The sequence below is a fragment of the Kistimonas asteriae genome (assembly GCF_018263925.1).
GTDB lineage: Bacteria > Pseudomonadota > Gammaproteobacteria > Pseudomonadales > Endozoicomonadaceae > Kistimonas > Kistimonas asteriae.
Genome location: NZ_JAEVHF010000004.1, coordinates 94,586 through 111,130, shown reverse-complemented (window position 1 = coordinate 111,130; position 16,545 = coordinate 94,586). Strand labels below are relative to the sequence as shown.

General features: G+C 54.5%; 15 protein-coding genes. 11 read left to right on the top strand and 4 right to left on the bottom strand.

Going from position 1 to position 16,545, the window contains the following annotated elements; translation table 11 throughout:
- Nucleotides 1–32 precede the first annotated feature (32 nt).
- The 10 genes from KHS78_RS06355 to KHS78_RS06310 all read left to right on the top strand — a co-directional run bounded on the left by KHS78_RS06355 (nucleotide 33) and on the right by KHS78_RS06310 (nucleotide 11,526).
- A complete protein-coding gene (locus tag KHS78_RS06355) occupies nucleotides 33–1,856 on the top strand; it encodes an acyclic terpene utilization AtuA family protein (RefSeq protein ID WP_211826310.1) in 1,824 nt (607 codons plus the stop codon).
- Nucleotides 1,857–1,870: 14 nt separating this feature from the next.
- Entirely contained in the window at nucleotides 1,871–2,749 is an 879-nt protein-coding gene (locus KHS78_RS06350) for an SDR family oxidoreductase (RefSeq protein ID WP_211826308.1), read from the top strand.
- Nucleotides 2,749–4,365 (top strand): acyl-CoA carboxylase subunit beta, encoded by a 1,617-nt coding sequence (locus KHS78_RS06345; protein WP_211826307.1) that lies wholly within the window; start codon nucleotides 2,749–2,751, stop codon nucleotides 4,363–4,365. Before KHS78_RS06350 ends, KHS78_RS06345 begins: the two co-directional genes overlap by 1 nt.
- Before the next feature lie 47 nt (nucleotides 4,366–4,412).
- A complete protein-coding gene (locus KHS78_RS06340; RefSeq protein ID WP_211826305.1) occupies nucleotides 4,413–5,573 on the top strand; it encodes an acyl-CoA dehydrogenase family protein in 1,161 nt (386 codons plus the stop codon).
- Nucleotides 5,574–5,586: 13 nt separating this feature from the next.
- Entirely contained in the window at nucleotides 5,587–6,411 is an 825-nt protein-coding gene (locus tag KHS78_RS06335) for an enoyl-CoA hydratase/isomerase family protein (protein ID WP_211826303.1), read from the top strand.
- Entirely contained in the window at nucleotides 6,408–8,372 is a 1,965-nt protein-coding gene (locus KHS78_RS06330; RefSeq protein WP_211826302.1) for an acetyl-CoA carboxylase biotin carboxylase subunit, read from the top strand. The genes KHS78_RS06335 and KHS78_RS06330 overlap by 4 nt, the downstream gene beginning before the upstream one ends.
- A gap of 16 nt (nucleotides 8,373–8,388) precedes the next feature.
- On the top strand, nucleotides 8,389–8,973 hold the full coding sequence (locus KHS78_RS06325; protein WP_211826300.1) for a TetR/AcrR family transcriptional regulator: 585 nt from the start codon (nucleotides 8,389–8,391) through the stop codon (nucleotides 8,971–8,973).
- 58 nt (nucleotides 8,974–9,031) lie between these two features.
- Nucleotides 9,032–9,850, top strand: a complete 819-nt coding sequence (locus KHS78_RS06320) for an SDR family oxidoreductase (RefSeq protein WP_343216883.1) — start codon at nucleotides 9,032–9,034, stop codon at nucleotides 9,848–9,850.
- Nucleotides 9,851–10,119: 269 nt separating this feature from the next.
- Nucleotides 10,120–10,809 carry an OmpA family protein gene (locus KHS78_RS06315; RefSeq protein ID WP_211826296.1) on the top strand — a complete coding sequence of 230 codons (690 nt, stop codon included), beginning with the start codon at nucleotides 10,120–10,122 and terminating at the stop codon, nucleotides 10,807–10,809.
- Between the two features lie 72 nt (nucleotides 10,810–10,881).
- Nucleotides 10,882–11,526 carry a DUF4124 domain-containing protein gene (locus tag KHS78_RS06310; RefSeq protein WP_211826294.1) on the top strand — a complete coding sequence of 215 codons (645 nt, stop codon included), beginning with the start codon at nucleotides 10,882–10,884 and terminating at the stop codon, nucleotides 11,524–11,526.
- A gap of 8 nt (nucleotides 11,527–11,534) precedes the next feature.
- Here the strand turns inward: KHS78_RS06310 and KHS78_RS06305 are convergent, their stop codons facing one another.
- Nucleotides 11,535–12,509 (bottom strand): alpha/beta hydrolase, encoded by a 975-nt coding sequence (locus KHS78_RS06305; RefSeq protein ID WP_211826292.1) that lies wholly within the window; start codon nucleotides 12,507–12,509, stop codon nucleotides 11,535–11,537.
- A 212-nt stretch (nucleotides 12,510–12,721) separates the two neighbouring features.
- Here KHS78_RS06305 and KHS78_RS06300 point away from each other — a divergent pair, with 212 nt between their 5' ends.
- A complete protein-coding gene (locus tag KHS78_RS06300; protein ID WP_211826290.1) occupies nucleotides 12,722–12,937 on the top strand; it encodes a hypothetical protein in 216 nt (71 codons plus the stop codon).
- A gap of 33 nt (nucleotides 12,938–12,970) precedes the next feature.
- Here KHS78_RS06300 and KHS78_RS06295 read toward each other — a convergent pair whose 3' ends face one another.
- The 3 genes from KHS78_RS06295 to dgt form a co-directional block, all read right to left on the bottom strand.
- Nucleotides 12,971–13,741: a hypothetical protein gene (locus KHS78_RS06295; RefSeq protein ID WP_211826288.1), complete on the bottom strand. Its 771-nt coding sequence runs from the start codon at nucleotides 13,739–13,741 to the stop codon at nucleotides 12,971–12,973.
- A 120-nt stretch (nucleotides 13,742–13,861) separates the two neighbouring features.
- Complete coding sequence (rssA, locus tag KHS78_RS06290) at nucleotides 13,862–14,770, bottom strand: patatin-like phospholipase RssA (protein ID WP_343216882.1); 909 nt, start codon at nucleotides 14,768–14,770, stop codon at nucleotides 13,862–13,864.
- Between the two features lie 234 nt (nucleotides 14,771–15,004).
- Nucleotides 15,005–16,450: a dGTPase gene (dgt, locus tag KHS78_RS06285; RefSeq protein WP_211826279.1), complete on the bottom strand. Its 1,446-nt coding sequence runs from the start codon at nucleotides 16,448–16,450 to the stop codon at nucleotides 15,005–15,007.
- Between the last annotated feature and the right edge of the window lie 95 nt (nucleotides 16,451–16,545).

Here is a 16,545-nt window from a genome sequence, read left to right as displayed (position 1 = left end):
GGTTCGCCAATCCACCCTGAGAGGTTTGAACTGTGACACGTGAAAATAACAACAAAACAGTTCGTATCGGTTGCGCCAGCGCCTTCTGGGGCGATACCGAAACGGCAGCTGCCCAGCTCGTGCAAAACACTCGCCTGGATTATCTGGTTTTCGACTACCTCGCGGAAGTGACCCTGTCGATCATGGCCGGGGCGCGAATGAAAAAACCGGATGCCGGCTATGCGCTTGATTTTGTCAGCCATGTCATGAAACCACTACTGTCCGATATTGCCGCCAAAGGCATCCGTGTTATCAGTAATGCCGGTGGCGTTAATCCGACGGCCTGTCGCGATGCCCTGCAGGCATTGATTGATGAGGCCGGACTGGATCTGACGATTGCCCTTGTCGAGGGTGATAACCAGATGCCACAACTGGGTAAACTTAAGAAAAGCGGCATCACCGAGATGGATACTGGCGCTGAGATGCCGGAGCGGCTGGTGACCATGAATGCCTATCTTGGCGCTCCCGGTATCATCGCAGCGCTTGAGGCTGGTGCAGACATTATTATTACCGGACGCATTGCCGACAGTGCACTGGTGACCGCACCACTGGCCTATGAATTCCAATGGTCGACAAACGACTATGATCATCTGGCTCAGGCAAGCCTTGCTGGCCATATTATTGAATGTGGCGCGCAATGCACCGGGGGCAATTTTACTGACTGGGAAAGCGTTGAGACAGACTACGCCAACATGGGTTTTCCTGTCGTTGAATGCCACGCGGATGGTTCATTCTTTGTCACAAAGCCCGAGAATACCGGCGGTACGGTGACGTGTCAGACTGTCGCAGAACAACTTGTCTATGAGATAGGCAATCCCACTGCATACCTGTTACCGGATGTTATTTGTGACTTCAGCCAGGTTCAGCTGGAACAGATTGAAAGCGACAAAGTACGCGTCACCGGTGCAACAGGTCTGCCACCTACCGGTCAATACAAGGTTTCTGCCACCTATATGGCAGGCTACAAATGCACCGTTGCCTTTTTACTGGCAGGTATTGATGCAGCACAAAAGGGGCAGCGGGTTGCAGAGGCTATTCTGACGAAAACCGCACACCTCTTTGAAACCCGCGGACTTGGCCGTTATGAAGATACATGTATCGAACTGCTGGGCACAGAAAGCACATACGGCAAACAAGGCCGGCAGCAGCCCACCCGGGAAGTCGTAGTCAAGATTTCCGTCAGCCATGCCAATCAAAATGCCCTGAAGCTCTTCTCCCGTGAAATAGCCCAGGCGGCCACTGCGATGGCCCCAGGTATTACCGGTGTGCTGGGAGGAAGACCCAGCGTGTGGCCTGTTATACGCCTGTATTCGTTCTTGCTGGATAAAGAAAAAGTCGCCGTTACGGTCACCACAGGAGAAACAACACAACCCGTCACTATTAATACGGAACACAGGGACAACCCGAGCCAGGCCAGCGTTACAAACACGACAGCAGAACTCCCTACCTGCAACACCACGGTCCCCCTGATCAAACTGGCTCTGGCCCGCTCTGGCGACAAAGGCAATCATGCCAACATCGGTGTAATTGCGCGTCAGCCAGAATACCTGCCGTATATTCAGACAGCCTTAACAGAAGCTACGGTTGCTGACTGGATGCAACATGTTCTGGATCCCGAACAGGGAAAAGTCACGCGCTGGGACCTGCCAGGCATTCATGCACTGAACTTCCTCCTGGAAAACAGCCTCGGTGGCGGCGGCGTTGCCAGTCTGCGAATGGATCCACAGGGCAAGGCATTCGCTCAACAGCTGCTGGATTTTCCGGTTCCGGTGCCTGAAGAGCTGGCCCGGGACATCCATCGTCAAGCGACAGCGTAAACAGGGAGTACAACATGTCTTACCAGTCTGTTTTCAGGGATAACCTCTTTGCTGACCGCACCATCATTGTCACCGGTGGCGGCAGTGGCATTGGCCGCTGTACTGCACACGAAATCGCCGCCCTTGGCGCCAGGGTGATCCTGATTGGCAGAAAGCCTGAAAAACTCGAACACGTCTGCCAGGAAATCACAGAAGACCGCGGACAGGCTTTCACATATTCGCTGGATATCCGGAATGAAACTAACGTCAAGGACACGGTAAAAGCGATTCTATCGTGCTGCGGAACAATACATGGGCTGGTCAACAACGCCGGTGGCCAGTACCCCTCCCCCTTAGAATCCATCAGCCAGAAAGGCTTTGACGCTGTTGTCAGCACCAACCTGACCGGAGGCTTTCTCATGGCCCGGGAAGTCTATAACCAGAGCATGAAAAAGACCGGGGGCGCCATCGTCAATATTACTGCCGATAACTGGAACGGCATGCCCGGCATGGGACACTCCGGCGCAGCCCGCGCTGGCATGGTGAACCTGACGAAAACCGCCGCCTTCGAATGGGGGCCCAATGGCGTACGGGTAAATGCTGTCGCCCCGGGCTGGGTTGCCTCCAGCGGGCTCGATACCTATGAAGGTCCGGTCAAGGCCATTATCCCGAAACTGAAAGACAGTGTACCGCTCAAGCGGCTGGCCACGGAATCTGAAATCAGTGCCGCCATCTGCTTCCTGCTCAGTGATGCCGGCGCATTTATCAATGGCGAAACGATTCGCGTGGATGGCGGCGCCCCGCTGGGTACGAGCCTCTGGCCGATGCAGGCCCATGCGAGAAACAACACCCCTTTCAATGGTTTTCATCGCGCTGAAACACCGGATGTACTGACCACCAGCGAGGACGACTAATGCCGGCTATCGAATCCACCCTGCAGCCATCCTCCCAGGCTTTTCATAACAACCGGGAAACGATGGAAACCCATGTCAATGCCTTCCGCGCCCTGGAAGCCCTGCCCAACCAAAAGGCTCTGAAAAAAAAAGAAAAATATGAACAGCGGGGCCAGCTGCTCCCCAGGGAAAGACTGAACCTGTTACTGGATCCCGAAAGTCCATTCCTGGAACTGTCGACACTGGCTGGCTATAAAATGTATGGCGACCGCGACGGCAGCAGTGCTGGTGGAGGCTGTATCGCGGGCATCGGGTATGTCTCCGGTGTCCGCTGCATGGTGGTGGTGGATAACTTTGCGGTCAAAGGTGGCACTATCACGCCCATCGGCCTGGAGAAACGCCTGCGCCTGCAACAGATAGCCCTTCAACAGAAACTCCCGACCGTTACCCTGGCCCAGAGCGGCGGTGCTGACCTGAATCATGCGACAGAAACTTTTGCCCCTGGCGGCAGAGGCTTCTATAACCAGGCACAGATGTCCGCCGCTGGTATTCCTCAGGTCACTGTCGTTCATGGCAGCGCCACCGCCGGTGGTGCTTATCAACCTGCACTGTCTGACTATGTGGTGATGGTACGAAAGCAGGCCACCATGTACCTGGCCGGTCCCCCACTGCTCAAAGCGGCAACCGGAGAAGTTGCTACGGATGAAGAGCTGGGTGGTGCAGAAATGCACACCCAGTCTGCCGGAACCGGTGAGTACTTGGCAGAAAATGACCAGGACGCAATCCGCATTGCCCGTGAGATTATGACCCTGTTGCCGTGGAACGCCCCTGCGCAGTCCGAGACCGGGCGCTCAGTCAAACCACCGAGATATCCCGTTGAGGAACTGATGGGCATCATCCCGGCCGACCCCAAAACGCCCTATGATGTGGCAGAGGTTATTGCACGGCTGGGTGACAGCTCAGAGTTCCTCGCCTTCAAACATGAATATGACCAGCAAACCGTGTGTGGCCATCTCACGATTGAAGGGCACACCTGCGGACTGATAGGCAACAATGGCCCAATTACGCCGGCGGGTGCGACCAAAGCCGCCCAGTTCATCCAGTTATGCGACCAGGCCGGCATACCGATTCTGTTTCTCCACAATACCACGGGATTCATGGTGGGAACCGAGGTTGAACATAACGGCATCATCAAACATGGCGCCAAGATGATCCAGGCCGTCGCCAATGCGCGAGTGCCTAAAATCAGTCTGGTCATCGGTGGTTCCTATGGTGCTGGTAACTATGCCATGTGCGGCCGGGGCTTCGAGCCCGACTTCATTTTCGCCTGGCCCAATAGCGCCACTGCTGTTATGGGTGCACAACAGGCCGGCAAAGTACTGCGCATTATCATGGAAGCGAAAATGGCGCGCAGTGGACACCCCACGGATCCCGCCATGCTGGACATGATGGAAAACAAAACAGCAGAACAGCTAGCCCAGGGTTCCACGGCATTGGCCTGCACGGCGCGCCTGTGGGACGACGGACTGATTGATCCGCGGGATACCCGCAAGGTGTTGGCCTACGTGCTGGACATCTGCCGTGAAAGCCGCCAGCGGGCACTCAATAGCAACAGCTTCGGCATCAGCCGCTTTTAAGCCAGGCAGCCAGGTCAACAAGAACAACATCAAGGCAGGACAGGACGATGAAATTTACCGCGGAACATGAAGAACTTCGACGCACAGTCAAAGCGTTTGTGGACAACGAGATCAACCCCAACGCGGAAACCTGGGAAAAAGAAGGCATCTTTCCGGCCCATGAACTGTTCAGCAAGCTGGGTAAACTCGGCCTGCTCGGCATTGCTAAACCGGAAGCCTGGGGTGGTATGGGGCTGGACTACAGCTACCAGATGGTCTTTGCCGAAGAGCTCGGCCTGAGCCGTGCCGGCGGCGTAGCGCTGGCCATTGGTGTCCAGACAGACATGGCGACACCGGCGCTGGCCCGCTTTGCGACGGATGACCTGAAAGAAGAGTTTCTTGCCCCCGCCATCCGCGGTGAACAGGTGGCCTGTATTGCCGTGAGTGAGCCCGGTGCCGGATCGGATGTGGCCGGTCTTAAAACCTGGGCACGCAAGGACGGTGACGACTATGTCATCAATGGCACCAAGATGTGGATCACCAACGCCACACAGGCAGACTACATCTGTCTGCTGGCCAACACGTCAGACGACAAAGTTCACAAGAATAAATCCCTGATCATCGTTCCGACCAACACCCCCGGCATTACCTTTTCCGACAAGCTTAACAAGCTGGGCATGCGCAGCTCCGATACTGCCCAGATCTTTTTCGATGATGTCCGCGTTCCCCAGCGTTACCGGATCGGTGCCGAGGGCATGGGCTTTATGATGCAGATGTTGCAGTTCCAGGAAGAGCGATTGTTCGGCGCCTCCATGGCCATCAAGGGGCTGGAGATGTGCATCAACGATACCATTGAGTATTGCCGTGAGCGTCGTACGTTTGGCCAGCCCCTGATCGACAACCAGTATATCCATTTCCGTCTTGCCGAGATGCAGACCGAAGTCGAATCCCTGCGTGCGCTGGTCTACCAGGCGACAGAAACTTATATCAACGGCAAAGACGTCACCCAGCTGGCCAGCATGGCAAAACTCAAGGCCGGGCGCCTGTGCCGGGAAATACCCGACGGCTGCCTCCAGTTCTGGGGTGGCATGGGCTACATGTTCGAAAGCCAGATCAACCGTGCCTACCGGGATATGCGCCTGACGGCCATTGGTGGTGGGGCCGATGAGATTATGCTGGGCATTATCAGCAAACTCATGGGTACCCTTCCAGGCAAAAAGAAAGGTTGAGAGGAGAATGGCCATGACGTTACCAGTCTGTGAAACCCTGCAGCTGGAACAGCGTGACCACGCGCTGTTCGTAACCTTCAACCGCCCTGAAGTCCGTAATGCTCTCAGTCTTGCCATGGTGCAGGAATTGATGTCCGTACTGGAGGCTGCCAGTACGGATAACTCCCTGCGAGCCATCGTACTCCGAGGCAGCGGAGGCCATTTCTGCGCTGGTGGTGATATCCGGGATATGGCCAATGCCCGCGCTCGCCTTGGCAAAGACGACAATGATCCTTTTTACGCGCTGAATCGGTGCTTTGGCCAGTTGCTGGAAATGGCCGAGCAAGCCCCACAGGTGATCGTCTGCGTATTGGAAGGCACTGTCATGGGGGGGGGTTTTGGCTTGGCCTGCATCTCCGATGTCGCCCTGGCACATAGCGAGGCCCGTTTTGCTTTACCAGAGACGTCACTGGGCATTCCGCCCGCACAGATTGCACCCTTCGTCGTCAAACGTATCGGCCTGACCCAGGCACGACGACTGGCCCTGTTGGGTGAATCATTGAGTGGTGACGAAGCAACAATACTTGGTATTGCCCATAGCGTATACCGTTCCACCGAAGCGCTTGAGGAAGCACTTGCAAAGACTCTGTCACGCATCAAGCGATGCGCCCCAGGCGCCAACGCCGTCACCAAACGGTTAATGCTGGCGGTTGGCAAGACTGACCTTGGCCTGTTACTGGATGATGCCGCCAGCGCCTTTTCTGATGCAATTCAAGGCGAGGAAGGTGTTGAGGGCACGACGGCGTTTATGCAAAAACGCAAACCCGCGTGGGCGGCTGAACAGGAGAGTGAAGCATGACCGTGTTCACTAAACTACTGGTCGCCAACCGGGGAGAGATCGCGGTGCGTATCATGCGTACTGCCAAAGCCCTTGGTTATCGAACGGTAGCCGTCTATAGCGAAGCTGACAGCCATGCGCCACATGTCACTATGGCTGACCAGGCCGTCTGTATTGGTCAGGCCGCCGTCGGGGAGTCCTACCTCCGTACTGACAACATTCTGGAGGCCGCCAGACGCACCAATGCAGACGCCATACACCCTGGCTACGGTTTCCTGTCAGAGAATGCGGATTTTGCCCGCGCCTGTATCGAGGCAGGCCTGGTCTTTATCGGTCCACGCCCCGACGCCATTGAACTGATGGGCTGTAAGCGCCAGTCAAAAATCGCCATGCAGGCGGCAGCGGTTCCCTGCATTCCGGGCTATGAAGGCGATGAGCAGGACAATGACAGCCTTCAGAAAGCGGCCCTGGCGATTGGCTTTCCCCTAATGATAAAAGCATCTGCCGGTGGAGGTGGCCGCGGTATGCGTCTGGTGCATGACGACAGCACCTTGCTGGAATCCCTGGAACGCGCCCGCAGTGAAGCGGAAAACGCCTTTGGCAACGGCCAGCTGATTCTGGAAAAAGCGATATTGCAGCCTCGTCATGTGGAAATTCAGGTCTTTGCAGACCAGCAGGGCAATACGGTCTACCTCGGGGAGCGGGATTGCTCCATTCAGCGCCGACACCAGAAAGTCGTCGAAGAAGCCCCCTCGCCGGCCGTTGATTCAACCCTGAGACAGCGTATGGGCGAAGCGGCGGTTCAGGCGGCCAGAACCTGCAACTATGTCGGCGCCGGCACGGTAGAGTTCCTGCTGGATCAGAATGGCTATTTTTATTTCCTCGAAATGAATACCCGACTGCAGGTAGAGCACCCTGTCACTGAGTTGATTACCGATACCGACCTGGTCGCCTGGCAGTTGGATATTGCCGCTGGCAAGCCACTGCCTCTACAGCAAGACGAGATTGCCCTGAATGGCCATGCCATTGAAGTTCGACTGTATGCAGAAGATCCTGCCAATCAATTCATGCCTCAGGCAGGCGTTATCCACAGTTGGCAACCCGTCGGTGCGCCGGGTATCCGTACCGATGCGGGTATAGCGACGGGAGGCTCCGTAACACCGCACTATGACCCGATGCTCGCCAAGATCATCGCCTGGGGGAAAGACCGGGAAGAAGCACGTCGTCGTCTGGTGTGCGCTGTTGAAGATACAGTACTGGCAGGTATCAAGAGCAACCGCAGCTGGTTGGCGGCGATTTTGTCCCACCCGGCCTTTATCAGTGGCGAGGCAACCACAGCATTTCTTGAACAGTATGGCGATGCGGTGGCAGAGCGGAGTCAGTCGCCCTCAACACAGCTGCTGGCGATTGCTGCAGTCCTCATGCACCCTCATCACAGCGGGGAGAATTCACTGAGCGGCTGGCGCAGCACTGAAGCGTCCAGCCGATGCTGTACACTGGTCTGTGATGACAATGAAACACGCATTACCCTCACTCAACACGATGGAGAGTATCGGGTTGAGGTCAATAGTCAGCATTTCACTATTGCACTTCTGGACAGCAATGATCACACAATCTCACTCCAGATTGATGGCATCACGGAAACCGTCACCTGCAGCAAGCAAACCGACACGCTGTACCTTTCAACGGCAACGGGTGATTACACCATCCATGACCGTACCCTGATGCCAGCCAGCAGTTCCGACCAGGCTGGCGATGGACGCATCCAAGCCAGCATGGACGGGCTGATTGTTGATGTTCTGGTTGAAGCCGGACAGAACGTCCACCGTGGCCAAACGGTTATGGTGCTGGAAGCCATGAAAATGGAACACCCCCTGAAAGCTGATTGCGACGGTATCCTCAGCACGCTTGAAGTCACCTCCGGTGAGCAGGTCCGCAGCCGTCAACTGCTGGCCACGATTGAACCAGACACGGCCGCCTGACCATGGACTATCGATAATGGAACAACGTACGACCACTCTGACAGACCCGGACAGCGCCCGTGGCAAACTCCTGCAGGCTGCCGCCGAGCTGTTTCGGACCAAGGGCTATGACCGCACCACCGTCCGCGATATCGCTAATGCGGTGGGCATCCTCTCCGGCAGCATCTTTCATCATTTTAAAACCAAGGACGATATCCTCGGCGCGGTAATGGAAGAAAGTGTCAACAGCCTGCTGGTTCGCATGGAGTCGGCACTGGCCACGATCGACACGCCGGTTGCACGCCTGCGTGCCATGATTCGCTGTGAACTGGAATCCATTCAGGGCGAGAACGGCCATGCACTGGCGGTGCTGGTCTACGAATGGCGGTCTCTGTCACCGGAAAATCAGCAGAAGCTCCTGCACATTCGGGAAGCCTATGAACAGCTCTGGCTGACGGAGTTTACCGGCGCCACTGAGCACCTGAAGCCGGGAATAGAGCCTTTTGTTCTACGTCGTTTCCTGAGCGGCAGCCTGTACTGGACCACGTACTGGTATAAGGAAAGTGGTGCGCTGACGATCAGTGACCTGACAGAAATGGCCCTGAAACTGATTCTGAAATAACAACCTGTCTGAATAACAGACTTGTCCACATGACCCTGACGGAGCAACCAGGATGTCCATGAAGAACAAGACCCTCATCATCACGGGCGCGAGCCGTGGCATTGGCCGGGAACTGGCGCTGCGTTGTGCCCAGGATGGCGCCAATATCGTGATTGCCGCCAAATCGGCGGATCCCCATCCCTCCCTGCCCGGCACGATTCATACGGTGGCCGAGGAAGTGGAAGCAGCCGGGGGGCAGGCGCTGCCTATCCAGGTGGATGTTCGCGATGAGGCCCAGGTGAATGGCATGGTTCAGGAGGCTGCCAACCGCTTCGGAGGCATTGATGCTCTCGTCAATAACGCTGGCGCCATTAGCCTGACCTCTCTGGAGCATACGCCCCTCAAGAAGTTTGACCTGATCCACCAGATCAATACCCGGGCGGTATTTCTCTGTTCACAGGCCGCACTGCCTTGGCTGAAAAAGTCTGAAAACGGCCATATCCTCAACCTGTCACCCGCCATCAACCTGAAAGAAAAGTGGCTGACGCCGTATATTCCCTATACCGTCACCAAATACGGTATGAGCCTGCTAACACTGGGGATGGCGGGTGAATTCCGCCGCTATGGCATCGCCGTCAACGCCCTGTGGCCCCGCACCTCCATCGCAACGGCCGCCGTGGAAAAAACCGGTGGCGATGCCATCATGCGCCGAAGCCGCAAACCCGTCATTATGGCGGATGCCGGCTATGAGATTTTATCCACCGCTGACCTGTCAGTGACCGGACAGACCCTGCTGGATGAAGACCTTCTGCGGGAACGTGGCGTCACCGACTTCAGCCACTACGCCTGTGATCCGGCCCAGGCTGACAACCTGTTTCAGGATCTCTATGTCGATTGAAATAAAGAGCCGGTAGTCGGACAGCGTCCCGGATATGACGCTCTCCCATGTATGCCCGCCATAGCACATTGGCGGGCGTCAAATCACCAACATTTCCTTTATTTTCAGGTCTCAAGCCCGAATCTGGCCTTTGCAGTCCCCTATACTCTTCGTTGATACAACCCGCTTTTAAGCCTCGGCTCCCGTGTATCCAACATCAGGGCCACTCAGATCGGGTTCGTTACTGGATAACGTAGTAAGTAACTGATCCAAGGAAGGAGATGTTTGCAATGATCCAAAGTAAATTAAGAATGATTGGGTTATTCGCCCTGGTTCTTATCACCTCTGGTTGTGCAACGACCAGCTCTCAGAATGGCAATGCTAACTGGTCAACCTGCTCTCTGGCTGGCGGTATGCTGTGGGGCCTCGGTGGTGCAGCACAGAGTGCAGCGACTGCCGGTATCGGTCTTGCCGCCGGTGCATTGGTGGGTGGTGCAGGCTGTGCCATGGCGGGTGACAGTGATAAGTCTGACAGCAACGACTCCAGCCATCACATGGCTAAGTCTACGGTGGCGGACCAGAGCAAAATCATGTTCAACTTCGACTCTTACCGCCTGGGCAGCAATGACAAGAAAGCCCTGGACAAGGTCGCAGACATGGCTGGCCCAAACACAGAAATCCGGATCGCCGGTCACACCTGCAACATCGGCGCCTCTACCTACAACCAGAGTCTTTCCGTCAAGCGGGCCAATGCCGTGCGCGACTATCTGGTCAGCAAAGGCGTGATGTCTGGGTCCATCAAGGTGGAAGGCAAAGGTGAAAGCTCTCCGGTGGCCAGTAACAGCACCCGCGAAGGACGTGCCCAGAACCGTCGTGCCGAGGTCGAAGTGCATCGCACCAAGCCTGCCAAGCACCATAGTGAAAAGCTGGAGCAATTCCGTGGCGCGGCACTGGATCCTTACCTGATCCACCGCAATTAATATCCGGACCTGAAAATCAGAGCATGAGTTGATGTAATGATCCTTTTCAGCCAGATACACCGCACACCAACCATGACAGTTCAACAACTGTCATGGTTGGTTTTGCTTTCTGTATTACTCAGCCCTTTCGCCCACAGTGAAGTCTATCGCTGGAAGGACAGTAAGGGAGTCATTCACTTTACCGACAAACCGGTCAGTCAGTCGCAAACCGTAAAAACCTCATCACGATCCATGACGGCTGAAGAATGGCTGCAAGCGATTCAGGGTTCCTGGAAGCGAACAGGCAGTACACCGACCCAGCAGGAACTGGCGCTGAAAGTGCTCACGTTCTTCGAAGACATTCCGGCGGAATACAATTTTCCGGAAAAGGTCGATGAAACCCTGACTATATCGGATGCCAACGTGATCCTCGAAGGCACCGCCTACAGCACCAACCAGGGTGTCGGCAGGGAAAGTATCTACCATGCAGAAGGACGCTTATCCCTGGATGAGGGGAGCGGCGAAGAGGGACGATTTATGTTCCATCGGGGGCGCAATCCCTATATGGAAGATTTCACCCTGCTGTTACTGCTAAACCTTCTCGATCGTCAGGATCTGAAAGGCACCGAAGCCATCCAGCTGCAACTCGACGGTGACCGACTGAGCGTAACGATCACGCCTCCAAGGTCCATCGGGGTCAGCCGTTTTACCATCCGCTATCAACGCCTGAAACCGTGACACAATCGCTATAACTCGTAGGCACGACAATGGCTATCAAACGTCAGCCGTTTTTCTACAGCTTCGCCATTGAATAACGATCGAAATAACTGCTGCAGTTTTGGGTTCTGGCAGGTCGTCGCATGATCAAACGGTGAGTGCGACATATTCACCTGATCCGCTTCCGTCAGATTGATGTAACAGGCATTTCCAGCGACAAGATTCGTACTGAAATGGCCAAGCCGAGCCAACTGACGCTCCCCGAATTTCATCCTGGAGGCGCCCAGTGCATAATCATTTTCGTTAATGGTGATATAGAGCCTGCGCCGGAAAGCGATACGGTCCACCCAGAGCTCATGATCAAGATTATTCACATCCGCCTGACAGAGGATGACATTGTCAAAAACGCCGGTTTCCCCCTGGAAAACACCGGATTTGAACAGACACTTGAACAGGTAATTCCCCATGCTGTGGAACAGAATACTCAGGCGCATATCACAGATATCATCGTCACTGTTATAACAGCCCAAATACCAGCATAGTTTTTCCAATACACGATCCAGCGCAACCACTGACTGATTTGCTTCCCGCTTGTCGCTCAGGTAAGAAGCAACACCACCCGCCCTGCCTGCAAACGCCTGCCGTCCATTTGCTGGCCAACTGAAGGCGACGACTTCGACATCATAGAGGGATTCCAGCTCATGGGCCGTTGTCAGTACATCGGCAAAATCATTATTGAAGCCATGCACATAAAACAGGCAATTACGCTGATGTTGTTTCATGCGTTGCTGAAGATAACGGAACGCATATTCGCTGGCAGGCACGGGCTTACCGTTTAGTAAGCAGGTGTCATCAAGAATATCCAGGGACCATCCCTTTGAACCCTGATAGTCAGCGATGGCGACACGAATTTCATCGGATCCGAGCGTATTGAATTCGGAACCAAATCGTTGACAGGGGTCACCTTCCTCGTGGAGGCAGTTACGGTTAGTAATGATGATCATGAACAGCCTCCTTGACCCGGCCTGCAAGACAGGATTCTTATTTTCGGGTCCATGGTACAACATGCCGCGAAGCAACGTATAACACGTCAAGCGTTTTTTTACACTCAAACAGAATATTCGGTATCACGAAACAATATTAGGTCTCGCATGCGTATTTACCGATACCGTTCTACGCTTACCACCTAACCTTCGAGAAGGGCATGACGGTTTTTATGAAGCAACTTCCCATCCCCAACCTGTCAGAGGATGACTTTCTGCTGGACAGGCTGGAAGAGCAGATTCACCGCTTTGAGCAGCTTCTGGGAACACGTTTTCATGGAAAAGAGGACGCTGTTCAAGAGAAGGGATTCTCTGATGATGCCTTGTCTTCAGCCTCAAGAGGTCTGTTTGCTGACGGCAAGGCATCATACCGGAAAGAAAGACAGTAATCGCTGAATAACCCACCGCTTTCCCGGAGGGGTTTACTGCAATGTTGCCGCTCCCAGTAGATTACTTACGATCCTGTCGTTATACATCGCTACAATCGTTGGGACGCTATTCGTATTAAAATTGATCATGGAAGGCTCAATGTAGCGCCAGAACTTACCCGCCTTCTCCAATGCTTCATTACCAATCGTGTTTGAGTCCCTGGACTGCACTATCAATGTACGCAGACGCTGACCAAAGGCAGCTGCCATGGCATCGGTCGATTCAACATTGTCATCCCCGGTGTAGATACCCTCAGTACCACCAACCATGGTAGACAGCAAGAGGTAAGCCATCGTCAGCTGCTCCATTTCCACACTGAGCTGCAGCAAACGAATACGCAGCGGATCCTCCTCGTTCTGAGCCGGCACGGTGGTTTCGATCTCATCCAGTAGCGCGACCATCTCGTCACGGCTTTTGTTGATATCGACAATCGCATACGCATTGGTATAACCATTATCCTGAATATCGTTGGCCAATGCGTGCTCTTTGAAACGAAGCCAGAGCGTTTTCAGCGCCTGCACCTCCTCTGCCAGTACAGCGTCATCCTTCACCACCAACGTTTCGAGAAGCGCTTCAGCGTCCCCGAGTTTCTCATCCAGTCGATCAATGGCCGGCTGATCACCGGCTTCCAGGGTGATAATGTGGAACGCACTGACGATATGATACACATGACGTTTCATGGCATAGACATCATCCTGGGTTACCCCCCAGGCCAACGAGCCTTGAAACAGCAGAAGAAACGGCACCAGCCAGCGGAAAGACATGGTAAAACTCCTTTTTAACACAGACTTGTTATTATTTTTTGATATGCCAGCGCTCATGGCTTGCTGCAGAATAACATGAAATCTGCGAGGATTTCTTGACCGGCTTCCCGTTATAGCCGGCTATTCTGGCAAAGCCGGTTCGGCGACTTCCACCGGTTCTGCCGCCTCAATACCAGTCAGTCGTCGTATCCTATCGGCTGCGGCCAGGACTACGGCCTCACCTTCGGCTATCGCGTCTACCGAGCGACTGAAATCGAACATGCCATATTCCGCCAACTGGGGGGTTAACAGGATATCCGGTGGATCTCCCGCCATCCGGCTCCGGGTGATACGATCCTGCATGATATGAATCGAGGTCGCCATCACCTCCATAATGCCTGGCGCTTCCTGGCGAGGCTTCTGCGGGCCAATAAGACCACTCAGCTTTTCGCGCCATGCAGAGGGCTCCACCTCTTCCTGACGCCGGGACCTTGGGCGAACAAGGTGCGTATTCAGATCCACTGCAATCACTACATCCGCCCCCATGGCACGGCAGAGAGAGACCGGTACCGGATTCACCAGGCCACCATCAAGCATCCAGGCGCCATCTCGCAATACAGGCGCAAACAAACCGGGAAATGTGCAGGACGCACGCACCGCATCCAGAATGGAGCCTTGACGGAGCCAGATTTCCTGCCCGGTTTCCATATTGGTCGCCACCGCCGCATAGTGCCGCTCAACATCCTCAATTAACGCATCCCGGTCATTTTCACGAAAAAACTGCAGCATTTTATCGCCGCGTACCAAACCACCGGACAGGGTGACATCCACCAGCCCCATGACGTCGCGCCAGTGCAGCGAGCAGACCCAATCTTCGAATTCATCCAGATAACCACAGGCATAGGCGGCGCCCACCAGCGAACCGGCTGAACAACCCGTCACTATTTCTGGCTCAATCCCCAAGGTACGTAACCCCTTGAGAACACCAATATGCGCCCAGCCCCTGGCAGACCCCGAACCCAGCGCAATTCCTATTTTCCTGTTACCCACGGCGTAGACTCCACATCTGGACAGACAGGGTGATTAACATCGCAACAGTTTCCCAAAAGAACATATACAATCAACAGCAGCCCATAGCTAAGGACTACAGTCGTTTTACAGTGCATGGAATTATACGTCCAACCATCCAGATAACGATGAAAGAACCTGTAAAAAAACGTCATGGATGCGTTCAAGATCAGGCAAATACCGCCGGAATATGCAGTCTCTTCCGGCGCAACAGGCCTAGATTGCAGAAAGGCACTGAAACTCAGTCAAAACAAAGTCGTCAGTCATGCCACTGAGGTAATCAATCAACAACCGCATACGGTAATACCATTCCAGCTCCCGCTTTTCCTGAGCACTGGAAGCGCTATCAGCAATCATCTCAACACTTCTCAGGTAGGCTTCCACATGCCGTTTTGATAAGCGGTGGAACAGACGCTGAGAAATAAAGTAAGGACTGTGCTCTTTACGCACAATCGCCGCAATATCATCAGCGCTGATTTCCAACAAAGGACGGTAGATCTCAAGCAGCCCCTTGAGCGCGGAATAGCCCCGTAATTCAGGGGTTTCGACTTCTTTACTGCTGAACACATGCTTCCGGGCTACCTGCTTCAGGGTGACCAGCGCCAGGTGTAGCTCCGAACCGCCATCAATCAGGGGTTCATTCAAACTGCCTGCGAAAATCTGTTCATGACACTCGATGTACCGCTGTGCTGCATACGCCGCCAAGTCATTCACCAGACGGGTACGAAAACGGGTGATGAAACCATGCGCCGTAATATCTGCAGTCATGGCATCCTCAATAATCTCCGGCAGATACTCACTCTGCCCGTGACACCGTTCCTTCCACTCTTCCTCCAGAAAGCTGCGAAGTGTGCTTAGCGTCAGGATGCCTTTATCCACGGCATCCTCAAGGTCAGCGATGCAGTAAGAAATATCATCCGCCGCCTCCATGATATACGTCAGGGGATAACGGTGACCGTCTGCAATACCCAGATGCTGCCAGATATACTGGATTAGCGGCTCTTCCGCATAATAATAACCCGGCTTACGGCTGAGGTACTCAAAGCCAAATCCCCGGCCTTCCCTGGGCTGGTAGGCAGGTCTGGTATATTTGATCAGGGCTGCGATCTGGGAACAGGTCAGGTTCAGTTCCTGAAGCGTCGCGATGATACGAAGCCCTTGGGCATTCCCTTCAAACAAACAGAGATCCGGCAACAGTACCTCATTGAACAGCGTACTGGTTTCAGCACTACCAGATGCTTTCTGATAGCAATACCCGGCATGCTTTCTCATCCAGTCATTGATGGCAGCTTCGCCGAAGTGGCCGAATGGCGGGTTACCCACATCGTGCATCAGGCATGACATCTCAACCAGGTTCACAAATGCCGTTTCAATGCCTTCCAGGCCCAGTGCACTGAGCTGCCCCTGTTCCCTGAAGGCGGCCAATATCCGACGCGCAATAAAACGCCCGGTTTGCTGCACTTCCAGTGAATGGGTCAGACGGCTCCGAACCGCGGCATTGGTTTCAAGCGGATACACCTGGGTTTTCTGCTGCAGGCGCCGAATTGCCGAAGACTGGATGATACGCCCGCGGTTGCTCTCCGTTTCCTCGACAATATCCCGGGCATCCGTAACCGAGCTGGGCCGAAGCCGCTCCGTTGTGATTTTGTTGCGATAATCCATAGCAGGCGCCATACCGTGTCTGTCCGCAAACCAATATTGATCGTTTATCCAAGCATAACCGGTTCCCTTGCAGGTGTCGTCCGCCTGGAGGGTTG

Coding starts and splice junctions, on each gene's coding strand:
- KHS78_RS06340 (WP_211826305.1), top strand. CDS start 4,413: ATGAAATTTACCGCGGAACATGAAGAACTTCGACGCACAGTCAAAGCG.
- KHS78_RS06315 (WP_211826296.1), top strand. CDS start 10,120: ATGATCCAAAGTAAATTAAGAATGATTGGGTTATTCGCCCTGGTTCTT.
- KHS78_RS06325 (WP_211826300.1), top strand. CDS start 8,389: ATGGAACAACGTACGACCACTCTGACAGACCCGGACAGCGCCCGTGGC.
- KHS78_RS06305 (WP_211826292.1), bottom strand. CDS start 12,509: ATGATCATCATTACTAACCGTAACTGCCTCCACGAGGAAGGTGACCCC.
- KHS78_RS06300 (WP_211826290.1), top strand. CDS start 12,722: ATGAAGCAACTTCCCATCCCCAACCTGTCAGAGGATGACTTTCTGCTG.
- KHS78_RS06335 (WP_211826303.1), top strand. CDS start 5,587: ATGACGTTACCAGTCTGTGAAACCCTGCAGCTGGAACAGCGTGACCAC.
- KHS78_RS06320 (WP_343216883.1), top strand. CDS start 9,032: ATGAAGAACAAGACCCTCATCATCACGGGCGCGAGCCGTGGCATTGGC.
- dgt (WP_211826279.1), bottom strand. CDS start 16,450: ATGGATTATCGCAACAAAATCACAACGGAGCGGCTTCGGCCCAGCTCG.
- KHS78_RS06295 (WP_211826288.1), bottom strand. CDS start 13,741: ATGTCTTTCCGCTGGCTGGTGCCGTTTCTTCTGCTGTTTCAAGGCTCG.
- KHS78_RS06310 (WP_211826294.1), top strand. CDS start 10,882: ATGACAGTTCAACAACTGTCATGGTTGGTTTTGCTTTCTGTATTACTC.
- KHS78_RS06350 (WP_211826308.1), top strand. CDS start 1,871: ATGTCTTACCAGTCTGTTTTCAGGGATAACCTCTTTGCTGACCGCACC.
- KHS78_RS06345 (WP_211826307.1), top strand. CDS start 2,749: ATGCCGGCTATCGAATCCACCCTGCAGCCATCCTCCCAGGCTTTTCAT.
- KHS78_RS06330 (WP_211826302.1), top strand. CDS start 6,408: ATGACCGTGTTCACTAAACTACTGGTCGCCAACCGGGGAGAGATCGCG.